The organism is Blastococcus sp. KM273129 (assembly GCF_021698995.1).
GTDB lineage: Bacteria > Actinomycetota > Actinomycetes > Mycobacteriales > Geodermatophilaceae > Blastococcus.
Genome location: NZ_SSXB01000015.1, coordinates 1 through 12,381, shown reverse-complemented (window position 1 = coordinate 12,381; position 12,381 = coordinate 1). Strand labels below are relative to the sequence as shown.

The window sequence follows — 12,381 nt, the reverse complement described above, 5'->3', positions numbered from 1 at the left end:
CTGACCACGGCAGCCCAGAGGCCCAGGACCCGCCCGGTTCTGGGCCTCTGGCGTTCACCGGACGAGCCTGCCGGGGAGCGATGACCCTGCACGCGACGTTCGCGGTCATCTCATGTCCGCCTGAGGGACATCGCCCAAGCGGCGGCAGTAGATCTCCGCGATCTGGGCGCGGCAACCGGCCGGGTCCGAGGTGGCCCGTCGGTAGCTGAAGCGCAAGGTCTGCCAGCCGAGGACGGCGAGGGCGGCGTCCCGGCGCAGGTCTCGTTCCCGTGCCGCCGGGGAGCCGTGGAAGGCGGCGCCGTCGAGTTCGACCGCCAGGAGCACGTCCGGCCATGCCGCGTCGAGGAAGACGGGCCCGTCGCGCAGGTCCACCCGGTACTGGCGTCTGCACTCCGGCAGCCCGGGGACGGTGAGGATGTGCCGGAGGCCGAAGATCTCCAGCTCGCTGTGGCTCCCACCCGCGACGAGGCCCAGCAGCTCGTGCAGTTCCGCCTTCCCGGGGAGGTTGGGGCGGCGGTCGAGCTCGTCCGCCACCTCGGCCGGCTGGACGCGCCGCCGCTGCACCGCGCGCAGCACCGCTGCGCGGGCCAGGCCGGGGGAGGCCCGTACCGCCGTCGCGGAGTGCGCGTCGCCCCAGCTGTCCACCAGCGCCCGGCTGACCGGCGTCGTCACCAGCCCTCGCGCGGTGGTCAGCCCGAACGGCAACCGGCTGCGGTGGACACGGAGCTGCGGTGACGACCGCACCCTCGCTCCCGCCGGCACGGTGACGTGCAACCGGGTGTACTCGTCGCCGAGCCCGTGGACGGCCAGTGCGCTCCAGTGGCTGAGGGGCCCTCCGCAGTAGGACGCGGCTGCGTAGGCGCGGACGGTCCAGTCGTCGACGAGTTCCGGGACCGTGACCCAGCCGGGGTGCAGGTGCACGATACGGCCGGTAGCGAGCCAGCGCCCGACGGTGCGCGGTGCGACGAGACGCGACAGCGTCGCGGTCGACGCCACGCGAGCGGGACCGAGCAGTCGGAGGACATCGTGCACGGCCACAGAGTGGCCGTCAGCCGTCCCGCAACGGGGCGCCAGAGGCAGACCTGTGGACGGCCCCGCAGGCGTTGTCCCTGATCACGACACTCGGAAGGGCCGGATGTCGTGATCAGGGACAACGCCTCCCGCATGCCGGGTGCAGATCAGCGCTAGCGTCCGGGACGTGACGCGGTACGTGGCCCTGCTGCGGGCGGTCAACCTGGGCGCCACCCGCCGGGTCCCGATGCCGCGGCTGCGCGAGGTGCTCACCGCCCGCGGGTACGGCGCCGTCCGCACCCACCTGGCCAGCGGCAACGTCCTGCTCGAGAGCCCGCTGCCGGAGGCGGAGCTCGCCGCCGACCTGTCCGCCGCGATCGCCGACCACTTCGCGCTGGACGTCCCCGTCGTCGTCCGCACGGCCGACGAGCTCGCCGCCGTGCTGGCCGCCGACCCGCTGGGCCACGTCGCCACCGACGCCGCGCGCTACGCAGTCACCTTCTACGCCGAGCCCCTGGACCCCGAGCGGGTGGCGGCGCTGCCGGCGGCCGAGAACGGGGAGCACGTGGTGCGCGGGCGCGAGCTCTACGCGTGGCTGCCCGAGGGCTTCCAGCGCAGCAGCACCGCGGGCCGTTCGTGGGACCGGCTGCTCGGTGCCGCCGGGACCACCCGCAACTGGAACACGGTGCGCAAGCTGGTCGAGCTCACCCGCTGAGCGTCCCGGTGCACCCGCTGCGTGGCACATTCGGGGCGTGCGCGCCCTGACCTCCCTGCCCCAGCAGGCGCGGGAGGCGTTCCGGTCCCGCGTCTCCGGTGATCCGACCGGCGCCCCGGACTGGGTCCGCGACATCGCCCGCGTCGGCACCGGCCCCGGCTGGTTCGAGCCCGACGGCGTCGTCTGGCGCGTGCACGGCGACCTCGCCACGCTGGTCGGCGGGGTCGCGGCGCTGCTGGGGCAGGGCGCCCACCCGCTCGCGCTGGCCGGGGTGCAGCGGCACTCGGCCTACCGCGAGGACCCGTGGAAGCGGCTGGCCGGCACCGCCCGCTGGCTGGTCGTCAGCACCTTCGGCTCGACCGAGCTGGCCGAGCGGGAGGCGGCCCGGGTCCGGGCCATGCACGCCCGCGTCCGCGGCCGGGTGGGTGGCACGGCCTACTCGGCGTCCGACCCGGCGCTGCTGCGCTGGGTGCACCTGGCCTTCACCGACGCCTTCCTCGCCGCCCAGCAGGCGGTCGGCAGCGACCTGACCCCGCGCTTCGGCCGCGGTTGGCCCGACGTCTACGTGGGGGAGTGGGCCCGCGCCGCGGCGGAGCTGGGGGCCACCGACCTGCCGTTGACGAGGGCCGAGCTGGCCGAGGCCCTCGCCGCCTACCGCCCGCGGCTGCGGCCCGTTCCCGGGCACCTGCGCGAGTTCCTCGCCGCGCCACCGGGCCTCAGCGTCCCCGAGCGGGTGGTCTACCGCGGGTTGTCCGGCGCTGCGGCCTACGTGGTGTCGCCGTCGATCGCCGGGTGCGCCGGTGTGCCCGGCCGGGGCCGTGGCGGCGCGGCGCAGCTCGCCGTCACCCGCGCCCAGCTGCGGGCGCTGCGCCTGGCGCTCGGCCCGTACAGCCCGTCGGAGGAGGCGGCGCGCTGGCGGCTCGGCACGGGACCCGCGCCGGCCTGGGCCGCCGACGCAGGCTGAGACGTCGGCGCCCGGGGCGGCACGGTCGAACCGGGGTCAGCTCTCGGCGGCCTCGGCGAGGACGACGTCGACGGCGAGCTCGCCCTCGCCGGGGCGGACGGTCAGCGAGCGGATGCGCCCGGCGTCGACGAGGTCGGACCGCGCGGCCTCGACCAGCGGCAGCTGGTCGGGCGCCACCGTGACCGTCGCCGTCTCCACCTCGGCCCGCATCGACTGCTTGGCGTCGGACTTCGCCTTCCGCACCGCCGCCAGCGCCGCCGCCGTCACCGTGACGACCGCCGGGTCGCCGTCGGCCGGCAGCTCGGCGGCGGCCGGCCACGCCGCGCGGTGCACCGAGCCGGTCTGCCACCAGGACCAGACCTCCTCGGTGGCGAACGGCAGCACCGGCGCGAACAGCCGCAGCTGGACGTCGAGCGCGATGGCCAGCGCCGCCTGCGCGGAGGTCGCGGCCTCGCCCGAGCCGTAGGCGCGCGACTTCACCAGCTCCACGTAGTCGTCGCAGAACGACCAGAAGAACGCCTCGGTGACCTCGAGCGCCCGCGTGTAGTTGTAGGACTCCAGCGCCGCCGTCGCCTCCTGCACCACGGTGGCCAGCCCGGTGAGCAGCGCGCGGTCGATCGGCTGGGTCACCTGCTCGGCGGTCAGCGAGGCCGACGCACCCAGGCCCAGGACGAACTTGCCGACGTTGAGGATCTTCATCGCCAGGCGTCGGCCGACCTTCATCTGCGCCTCGTCGAACGGCGAGTCCGCGCCCGGCCGCGCACCGGCGGCCCGCCAGCGGACGGCGTCGGTGCCGTACCGCTCCAGGACGTCGATCGGCGTCGTCGCGTTGCCCTTGGACTTCGACATCTTCTTGCGGTCGGGGTCGACGACGAAGCCGGAGATGGTGGCGTGCGTCCACGGCACCGTGCCGTGCTCGAAGTGCGCCCGGACGACCGTGGAGAACAGCCAGGTGCGGATGATGTCGTGCGCCTGCGGGCGCTGGTCCATCGGGAAGACCTTGGCGAACAGCTCCGGGTCGGTGTCCCAGCCCGAGGCCACCTGCGGGGACAGGGACGACGTGGCCCAGGTGTCCATGACGTCGGGGTCGGCCATGAACCCGCCGGGCACGCCGCGCTGCTCCTCGGAGAAGCCCGGCGGCACGTCGGAGGACGGGTCGACCGGCAGGGACGCCTCGTCGGCCAGGACCGGGTTCTCGTAGTCCGGCTCGCCGGCCTCGTCGAGGCGGTACCAGACCGGGAAGGGGACGCCGAAGAAGCGCTGGCGGCTGATCAGCCAGTCGCCGTTCAGCCCCTCCACCCAGTTGTCGTAGCGGTGCCGCATGTGCTCGGGCACCCACTGGATCTCCCGGCCGCGGGCCACCAGGGCGTCGCGCAGGTCGGCGTCGCGGCCGCCGTTGCGGATGTACCACTGGCGGGTGGTGACGATCTCCAGCGGGCGCTCGCCCTTCTCGAAGAACTTCACCGGGTGGGTGATCGGCTTCGGCTCGCCCTCGAGGTCGCCGGACTCGCGCAGCATCTCCACGATCCGCTGCTGCGCGCTGAACACCGTCTTGCCGGCCAGCTCGGCGTAGGGGGCGGCCGCCACGCCCGGCGGCGGCTCGGGCAGCAGCCGGCCGTCCCAGCCCACGATCGCCCGGGTCGGCAGCTGCAGCTCGCGCCACCACGTGACGTCGTTGAGGTCGCCGAAGGTGCAGATCATCGCGATGCCCGAGCCCTTGTCCGGCTCGGCGAGGCGGTGGGCGACCACCGGCACCTCGACGTCGAACAGCGGCGTGCGCACCGTCGTCCCGAAGAGCGGCTGGTAGCGCTCGTCGTCGGGGTGCGCGACCAGGGCGACGCAGGCGGGGATCAGCTCGGGCCGGGTGGTCTCGATGAAGACGGGGCCGGCGGGGGAGCGGAAGGCGATCCGGTGGTAGGCGCCGGGGCGCTCCCGGTCCTCGAGCTCGGCCTGGGCGACGGCGGTGCGGAAGGTGACGTCCCAGAGGGTCGGCGCCTCCTGCGCGTAGGCCTCACCGCGGGCGAGGTTGCGCAGGAACATCCGCTGCGCGGTGGCCCGGGAGGACTCCGAGATCGTCCGGTAGACGTTGGTCCAGTCCACCGACAGGCCCACGCGGCGCCACAGCTTCTCGAACTCCGCCTCGTCCTCCTCGGTCAGCTGCATGCAGAGCTCGACGAAGTTGCGGCGCGAGACCGGCTGCTGGTCCTTGCCCGGCTTGGCCGGGGGCTGGAAGGACGGGTCGTAGGGCAGCGACGGGTCGCACCGGACGCCGTAGTAGTTCTGCACCCGCCGCTCGGTGGGCAGGCCGTTGTCGTCCCAGCCCATCGGGTAGTAGACGTGCTTGCCGCGCATCCGCTGGTAGCGGGCGACGATGTCGGTGTGGGTGTAGCTGAAGACGTGCCCCACGTGCAGCGAGCCGCTGGCGGTCGGCGGGGGCGTGTCGATCGACCAGATCTGCTCGCGCGGCGCAGCCAGCGCGGCCTCGCGGTCGAAGGCGTAGGTGTCCTCGGCCGCCCAGCGGCCGATCCACTTCTCCTCGAGCCCGTCGACGGTCGGCTTGTCGGGTACGCCGACGGTCGCAGCCGGGGCAGTCGTGTCCGGGGTCGCGATGTCGGGAACCATGCCGCTCATCCTAGGAAGGGCGGGCAACGGGCCTCCGCCCCGCCGGGGAACTCCCGCCCGGTGTCGCGCGTGGGACAGACGTGGACACGCTGCGCCTGCTGCTCAACCTGGTCTGGCTCGTGCTGCAGGGCTGGATCCTGGCGCTGGCCTACCTGCTGGCCGGGGTCATCGCCTGCCTGCTGGTCGTCACCATCCCGTTCGGCATCGCGTCGTTCCGGCTGGCCGGCTTCGTCGTCTGGCCGTTCGGGCGGACGACGGTGCGCGCACCGGGCGCCGGCGTGGCCTCGGCGGTCGGCAACCTGCTGTGGTTCCTCGTCGCCGGCTGGTGGCTCGCGGTGCTGCACGTGGTCGCGGGCATCGGGTTCTGCCTCACGATCATCGGGATCCCCTTCGGCATCGCCTCGTTCAAGCTGGCCGCCGTCGGGCTGTTCCCGCTGGGCAAGCGGGTGGTCGAGACGGCGCCGCCGAGGGACTGGATGCACGCCGGTGGCGGCGTGGTGGGCGGCGCACCCCCGCGGCGCGCCGGGGCCTGGTGAACGGCTGGCATCCTTGACCGGGTGAGCAGCAGCACCGGTGACATGGCCCGGGTCGAGAGAGAGCTGCTGGCCCGCTGGCCGGAGAACCGGCTCGAGCCGTCGCTGACCCGCATCTCGGCGCTGGTCGACCTGCTCGGCTCCCCGCACCGCGCGATGCCGGTCGTCCAGGTGGCGGGCACCAACGGCAAGACGACGACGGCCCGGATGGTCGACGAGCTGCTGCGCGGCTTCGGCCTGCGCGTGGGCCGGTTCACCAGCCCGCACCTGGAGTCGATCCGCGAGCGCATCGTGCTCGACGGCGAGCCGGTGAGCGCCGAGCGCTTCGTGGAGACCTACCAGGACATCGCGCCCTACGTGCAGATGGTCGACGCCGCGGGGGAGACCCCGATGAGCTTCTTCGAGGTCATGGTCGGCATGGCCTACGCCCTGTTCGCGGACGCGCCGGTCGACGTCGCCGTCATCGAGGTGGGCATGGGTGGCACCTGGGACGCCACGAACGTGGCCGACGCGCGGGTCGCCGTCGTCACCCCGGTGGACCTCGACCACGCCGAGTACCTGGGCCCCGACGTCGCGACGATCGCGGGGGAGAAGGCGGGCATCATCGCCCCCGGCTCGATCGCCGTCCTCGCCCGCCAGCAGCCGGGTGCGCTCGACGCCCTCGTCCGCCGCGCCGTGGAGGTCGAGGCGGTGGTCGCCCGCGAGGGCACCGAGTTCGGCGTGCTGGAGCGGAAGGTCGCCGTCGGCGGGCAGCAGGTCCGCCTGCAGGGCCTCGGCGGCGAGTACGAGGAGGTCTTCCTGCCGCTGTTCGGCGCCCACCAGGCGCAGAACGCGGCGACGGCGCTGGCCGCGGTGGAGGCGTTCCTGGGCGCGGGTGCGACGACCGGACCGATCGAGCAGGAGACCGTCCGCGCCGCCTTCGCCGCCGTGCGCTCGCCCGGCCGGCTGGAGCGGGTGCGCACCAGCCCCACGGTGCTGGTCGACGCGGCGCACAACCCGGCCGGCATGCGGGCGACGGTCGAGGCGATCCGGGAGTCCTTCGACTTCACCCGGCTCGTCGGTGTGGTCGGCTGCGTGCACGGCAAGGACGTCACCGGGATGCTCGCCGCGCTCGAGGAGATCTGCGCGGAGCTCGTCGTCACCCAGAACGGCTCGCCCCGCGCGATGCCGGCCGACGAGCTCGGCGCGCTGGCCGTCGACGTCTTCGGCGCCGACCGGGTGAGCGTCCAGCCGGTGCTCCCCGAGGCGCTCACCGAGGCGGTCGAGCTGGCCGAGGCCGGTCCGGACGACGCCCTCGGCGGCTCCGGCGTGCTGGTCACCGGCAGCGTGATCACCGCCGGTGAGGCCCGCACGCTGATGGCGCGGGGTTCCCGGTGACGGCAGCCGACCCGGTACGCGCCGCCAAGGCCCTGCGCGGGGCCGCCGCCGCGGTGCTGGTGCTCGAGGGGATCGCCGTGCTCTTCGTGCCGCGCGGCATCGCCCAGACCGAGGACGGCCTGAGCGGCGGGCTGCTCGCCGCGCTCCTCGTCCTGGCCCTTGTCCTCATCCTCGCCAGCGGGATCCAGCGCCGTGAGCGCGGGCTGCTGATCGGCACGGCGCTGCAGGTCCCCCTGCTGGCGACCGGGCTGATCAACGGCGTCATGTGGTTCGTCGCCGGGGCGTTCCTGCTCATCTGGGCCTACCTGCTGCAGGTCCGGAAGGAGCTGCTCGGCACCGCGTTCGGCGCCGTCGCCGAGCCGGACCCCACCGAGGGCGGCGGGGACGCCACGCCGACCCCGTAGGCTGCCGCCCCGTGACCGAACGCACCCTCGTCCTCGTCAAGCCCGACGGCGTCTCCCGCGGCCTGGTCGGCGAGGTGATCACGCGGCTCGAGCGCAAGGGGCTGCGCCTGGTCGCCGCCGAGCTGCGCACCCTGGACCGGGAGACCGCCGAGACCCACTACGCCGAGCACCGCGAGCGGCCCTTCTTCGCCGGCCTCGTGGAGTTCATCACCGGCGGCCCGCTCATGGCGCTGGTCGTCGAGGGGCCGCGGGCCATCGAGGCCTTTCGCGCCCTCGCCGGCGCGACCGACCCGGTGAAGGCGGGCCCCGGCACCATCCGCGGCGACTTCGCCCTCGAGGTGCAGAACAACATCGTGCACGGCTCCGACTCGCCCGAGTCCGCCGCGCGCGAGGTGGCGCTCTTCTTCCCCGACCTCTCCTGATCGCGGGGGCAGAGGAAGCTATACGGGCGGATCGGGGCCCGAGAACGCAGGTACAGCTTCCTCTGCCCAGGGCATCAGAGGTCGGCGTCGGTCGGCTCGTCGGGGGCGGTCCACGCCAGGTGCCAGTAGGCCAGCAGCCCGGCGGTCATCCAGAGCAGGAAGCCGAGGCACAGCCCGAGCGCGACCTCGTCGGTCAGCGCGACGAGGGCGACCGCACCGGCGAACGCGGTGAAGTGCAGCCCCCACGCCGGCCACGCCACCGCCACGTAGGAGCGCTCCCGCAGTTCCTGCTGGTGCTCGTCCAGCGAGCGGCTGCTGCGGTCGAACACCCCGCGGATGCCCAGGTTGAGCAGCGAGTGCAGCGGGATGAACCCGAGCATGCCCGCCGTCCAGACGACGAAGTACCACGTCGACCAGCCCTGGGGCGATGCGGCGCACACCAGCGTCGCGGTCACCAGTGCGGCGAGGAGCGCCGCTTCGGCGAGCACGGCCCGGCGCCGGGTCCGGCGGCTGCGCGCCCGGTCGTAGCGGCTGTCGTCGAAGGTGCGGGCGAGGTAGGTCTGCTGCGGGTGGGTGCTCATGACGTCCTCCTGAGGAGCTCCTCGCTGAGCGAGGGCAGCGGGTCGAGCGAGAAGACCGCCTCGACGGGCAGGTCGAAGAAGCGGGCGATGCGCAGGGCCAGGGCCAGTGACGGGCTGTACTCGCCGCGTTCGACGTAGCCGATCGTCTGCGGGTGCACACCGACGGCGTCCGCCAGCTCCTTCCGGCTCACGCCGCGGTCGGCGCGGAGCACCGCGATGCGGTCGTGCACCTTGTCCGCCTCGGATCTGGGCTGTCGTCCCATACTACGAACCGTAGCATTAATGCGACGGCGCGGGGAAGCGTTCGCCGTCCTGGCTCACCTGATGTGGTCCTGGCTCACGGTCGGAGCTGAGCCAGGACCCAGTTCGATCAGGTGACCTGATCACCATGGGCGGCGGGCGGGGGCGGCTACCCTGGACGGGTCATGACTGGTGAGACCCTCTACCCCCGCCTCGAGCCGCTGCTGGCCCGGATCCAGAAGCCGATCCAGTACGTCGGCGGCGAGCTCAACGCCCAGACCAAGCCGTGGGAGTCCGCGGACGTGCACTGGGCGCTCATGTACCCCGACGCCTACGAGGTGGGGCTGCCGAACCAGGGCCTGATGATCCTGTACGAGGTGCTCAACGAGCGCCCCGACGCCCTCGCCGAGCGCACCTACGCCGTCTGGCCCGACCTCGCCGCCCTCATGCGCGAGCACGGCGTCCCGCAGTTCACCGTCGACGGCCACCGCTCGGTGCGCGACTTCGACCTGCTCGGCGTCAGCTTCGCCACCGAGCTCGGCTACACCAACCTGCTCGAGGCGCTCGACCTCGCCGGGATCCCGCTGCACGCGGTGGACCGCGACGAGACCCACCCGGTCGTCGTCGCCGGCGGGCACGCCGCCTTCAACCCCGAGCCGGTCGCCGACTTCGTCGACTGCGCCGTCCTCGGTGACGGCGAGCAGGCCGTCGGCGACATCACCGACGTCGTGAAGGCGTGGAAGGGGCAGGGCCGCCCCGGTGGCCGTGAGGAGCTGCTCGCCCGGCTCTCGCGGGTCGACGGCGTCTACGTGCCGCGCTTCTACGCCTTCTCCTACGGGCCGGACGGCACCATCGCCGCCGTCACCCGCACCCGTGCCGACGTGCCGGTCAAGGTCGGCAAGCGCACCGTCATGGACCTCGACGAGTGGCCCTACCCGAAGCAGCCGCTGGTGCCGCTGGCCGAGAGCGTGCACGAGCGGATGAGCGTGGAGATCTTCCGCGGCTGCACCCGCGGCTGCCGCTTCTGCCAGGCCGGGATGATCACCCGCCCGGTGCGCGAGCGGACGATCACCGGCATCGGCTCGATGGTGGAGCAGGGGCTGCAGGCGACCGGCTACGAGGAGGTCGGGCTGCTCAGCCTCTCCAGCGCCGACCACTCGGAGATCGGCCAGGTCGCCAAGCAGCTCGCCGACCGCTACGAGGGCACCAACACCAGCCTCAGCCTGCCCAGCACCCGGGTCGACGCCTTCAACGTCACCCTGGCCAACGAGCTCTCCCGCAACGGCCGCCGCAGCGGGCTGACCTTCGCCCCGGAGGGCGGCAGCGAGCGGATCCGCCGGGTCATCAACAAGACGGTGTCCAAGGAGGACCTCGTCCGCACGGTGACGACGGCGTACGCCAACGGCTGGACGCAGGTGAAGCTCTACTTCATGTGCGGTCTGCCGACCGAGACCGACGAGGACGTCCTGGAGATCGCCGAGCTGGCGGTCGAGGTCATCCGCGCCGGCCGGGAGGCCAGCGGCCGCAAGGACATCCGCTGCACCGTCTCCATCGGCGGCTTCGTGCCCAAGCCGCACACCCCCTTCCAGTGGGCGGCCCAGGCGAGCGCGGAGACCATCGACCACCGGCTGCGGGTGCTGCGCCAGGCGATCAACGCCGACCGCCGCATCGGCCGCTCCATCGGGCTGCGCTACCACGACGGCAAGCCCGGCGTGATCGAGGGCCTGCTCTCCCGCGGTGACCGCCGGGTCGGCCGCGTCATCGAGCGGGTGTGGCGCGAGGGCGGGAAGTTCGACGGCTGGAGCGAGCACTTCTCCTTCGAGCGCTGGACGCAGGCCGCGGCCGAGGAGCTCGCGGCGTTCGGTGTCGACCTCGACTGGTACACCACCCGCGAGCGCACCGAGCACGAGATCCTGCCCTGGGACCACCTGGACTCCGGGCTGGACAAGGAGTGGCTCTGGGAGGACTGGCAGGAGGCGCTCTCGGAGGAGGAGGTCGCGGACTGCCGGTGGACCCCCTGCTACGACTGCGGGGTCTGCCCGACGATGGGCACCGAGATCCAGATCGGGCCCACCGGGCGCAGCCTGCTCCCGCTCACCGTCGTCTGATGGCCCGCCAGCCCGAGGGGCCGCCGCCGCCCCCGACCGTGCAGAAGCTGCGCATCCGCTACGCCAAGCGCGGCCGGTTGCGGTTCGCCTCGCACCGCGACCTGGCCCGCGCCCTGGAGCGGGCGCTGCGCCGGGCGCGGGTGCCCATGGCGTTCTCCGCCGGGTTCAGCCCGCACCCCAAGATCTCCTACCTCGGTGCGGCGCCCACCGGCTCGGCCAGCGAGGCGGAGTACGTGGAGATCGGGCTCGCCGAACGCCGCGACCCCGAGGCGGTCCGGGCCGCGCTGGACGCCGCGCTGCCCGAGGACATCGCCGTCCTGGAGTGCGTCGAGGCCGCGCAGGGGACCGGCTCGCTCGCCGATCGGATCGACACCTCGGTCTGGCGGGTGGAGCTGCCCGGCGTGCGCCTGGAGGAGCTCGCCCCGGCGGTCGAGAAGTTCCTGGCCGCCGACGTCGTCACCGTCGCGAAGCGCACCAAGAACGGCCTGAAGGACGTCGACGCCCGCCCCGCCGTCGCCAGCGCGTCAGCGGCGGAGGAGGCAGGTTGTGCCATACTGCACATGGTCGTCCGGCAGGTGACGCCCGCTGTACGACCCGATGACGTGTTGGCCGCCCTGGCTGCCGTCGCCGACCTGCGCCCGCCGTTGCCCCCCCGGGCCGTGCGTGAGGCGCAGGGCCGGCTCGACGACACCGGGACCGTGGCCGATCCGCTCGGTCCTGACCGTGCGGCGCGCACCCGCTGCCAGGGGGAGCACGCGACGGTCTGACCGGCGGACGCCCGGAGGCCGCGCGCCGTCGAGCGGCACGGCTGCCAGACGTGACGCGCCCGCCCCGGGCCACCCGGCCCGGACGCCTGAGACCACCGCAGGACCCGCACCACCGCCCCCGGCGTCACCGGGGAACGGGCACCACCGCACACCGGCTCCCTGCCGCGGCAACCGTCGCGCGGGAGCCGCCCACAGACTTCGCAGGGCGAGCACGTCCGCCACACCCCCGCGGCGGCCCGCCCCGCCCAACCCGTGCTCCTGCGCGGCCGCCAGTCCTCACCGATCGGCGCCCGGGAGCAGCACAGGAGGCGAGAGCCCTCGTGGCTGACACCGACCACCCGACCACCGACACCGACGAAGCGACGGACGCCGCGGTCCCGCCGGGCACACCGCAGCCCGCGGAGGCCGAGACCACCGGCGTCCCGGCGACCTCCCCGGAGGGCGCGCCGGACGAGGACGCCGCCGAGGAGGACGACGAGCCGACGGCAGCCGAGGTCGAGGCCCCGGCCGAGGAGCCCGAACCCGAGCCGGCCGGACCTCGGTTCGGCGCCCAGTTCAGCTCGTCGTCCTCCTCGGCGGCGTCCTCGTCCGGCGCGCCCTCCGGGGAGGTCGCCGGGACGCCGGTGGTCTCGGCCTC

At 73.9% G+C, this 12,381-nt stretch carries 13 protein-coding genes; 9 read left to right on the top strand and 4 right to left on the bottom strand.

What is annotated here, in order from left to right; genetic code table 11:
• Positions 1 to 105: 105 nt before the first annotated feature.
• Positions 106 to 921, bottom strand: a complete 816-nt coding sequence (locus tag E9565_RS06705) for a DUF559 domain-containing protein (RefSeq protein ID WP_236834372.1) — start codon at positions 919 to 921, stop codon at positions 106 to 108.
• A 277-nt stretch (positions 922 to 1,198) separates the two neighbouring features.
• Here E9565_RS06705 and E9565_RS06700 point away from each other — a divergent pair, with 277 nt between their 5' ends.
• Positions 1,199 to 1,726, top strand: coding sequence for a DUF1697 domain-containing protein (locus E9565_RS06700; protein ID WP_236825384.1), 528 nt, complete (start codon positions 1,199 to 1,201; stop codon positions 1,724 to 1,726).
• A gap of 37 nt (positions 1,727 to 1,763) precedes the next feature.
• A complete protein-coding gene (locus E9565_RS06695; protein WP_236825383.1) occupies positions 1,764 to 2,690 on the top strand; it encodes an oxygenase MpaB family protein in 927 nt (308 codons plus the stop codon).
• A gap of 36 nt (positions 2,691 to 2,726) precedes the next feature.
• Here the strand turns inward: E9565_RS06695 and valS are convergent, their stop codons facing one another.
• A complete protein-coding gene (gene valS, locus E9565_RS06690; RefSeq protein WP_236825382.1) occupies positions 2,727 to 5,312 on the bottom strand; it encodes a valine--tRNA ligase in 2,586 nt (861 codons plus the stop codon).
• Between the two features lie 80 nt (positions 5,313 to 5,392).
• On the opposite strand from valS, the gene E9565_RS06685 reads away from it, so the two are divergent.
• From E9565_RS06685 to ndk, 4 genes are read left to right on the top strand one after another with little or no spacing between them, the layout of a single operon-like run.
• Positions 5,393 to 5,848 (top strand): YccF domain-containing protein, encoded by a 456-nt coding sequence (locus tag E9565_RS06685; RefSeq protein ID WP_236825381.1) that lies wholly within the window; start codon positions 5,393 to 5,395, stop codon positions 5,846 to 5,848.
• Positions 5,849 to 5,869: 21 nt separating this feature from the next.
• On the top strand, positions 5,870 to 7,222 hold the full coding sequence (locus E9565_RS06680) for a folylpolyglutamate synthase/dihydrofolate synthase family protein (protein ID WP_236825380.1): 1,353 nt from the start codon (positions 5,870 to 5,872) through the stop codon (positions 7,220 to 7,222).
• Positions 7,219 to 7,626, top strand: a complete 408-nt coding sequence (locus tag E9565_RS06675) for a DUF4233 domain-containing protein (RefSeq protein WP_236825379.1) — start codon at positions 7,219 to 7,221, stop codon at positions 7,624 to 7,626. The genes E9565_RS06680 and E9565_RS06675 overlap by 4 nt, the downstream gene beginning before the upstream one ends.
• 11 nt (positions 7,627 to 7,637) lie before the next feature.
• Positions 7,638 to 8,048, top strand: coding sequence for a nucleoside-diphosphate kinase (ndk, locus tag E9565_RS06670; protein ID WP_236825378.1), 411 nt, complete (start codon positions 7,638 to 7,640; stop codon positions 8,046 to 8,048).
• A 74-nt stretch (positions 8,049 to 8,122) separates the two neighbouring features.
• Here the strand turns inward: ndk and E9565_RS06665 are convergent, their stop codons facing one another.
• Together E9565_RS06665 and E9565_RS06660 are read right to left on the bottom strand one after the other, a co-directional pair.
• Positions 8,123 to 8,629, bottom strand: a complete 507-nt coding sequence (locus tag E9565_RS06665; RefSeq protein ID WP_236825377.1) for a hypothetical protein — start codon at positions 8,627 to 8,629, stop codon at positions 8,123 to 8,125.
• Positions 8,626 to 8,892 carry a helix-turn-helix transcriptional regulator gene (locus tag E9565_RS06660; protein ID WP_236825376.1) on the bottom strand — a complete coding sequence of 89 codons (267 nt, stop codon included), beginning with the start codon at positions 8,890 to 8,892 and terminating at the stop codon, positions 8,626 to 8,628. Before E9565_RS06660 ends, E9565_RS06665 begins: the two co-directional genes overlap by 4 nt.
• A gap of 162 nt (positions 8,893 to 9,054) precedes the next feature.
• Here E9565_RS06660 and E9565_RS06655 point away from each other — a divergent pair, with 162 nt between their 5' ends.
• The 3 genes from E9565_RS06655 to E9565_RS06645 all read left to right on the top strand — a co-directional run.
• Positions 9,055 to 10,977 (top strand): TIGR03960 family B12-binding radical SAM protein, encoded by a 1,923-nt coding sequence (locus tag E9565_RS06655; protein WP_236834371.1) that lies wholly within the window; start codon positions 9,055 to 9,057, stop codon positions 10,975 to 10,977.
• Positions 10,977 to 11,744, top strand: a complete 768-nt coding sequence (locus tag E9565_RS06650) for a TIGR03936 family radical SAM-associated protein (protein WP_236825374.1) — start codon at positions 10,977 to 10,979, stop codon at positions 11,742 to 11,744. Before E9565_RS06655 ends, E9565_RS06650 begins: the two co-directional genes overlap by 1 nt.
• A gap of 320 nt (positions 11,745 to 12,064) precedes the next feature.
• Positions 12,065 to 12,381: hypothetical protein (locus E9565_RS06645; RefSeq protein WP_236834370.1), on the top strand; the 317-nt coding region annotated here is incomplete at its 3' end.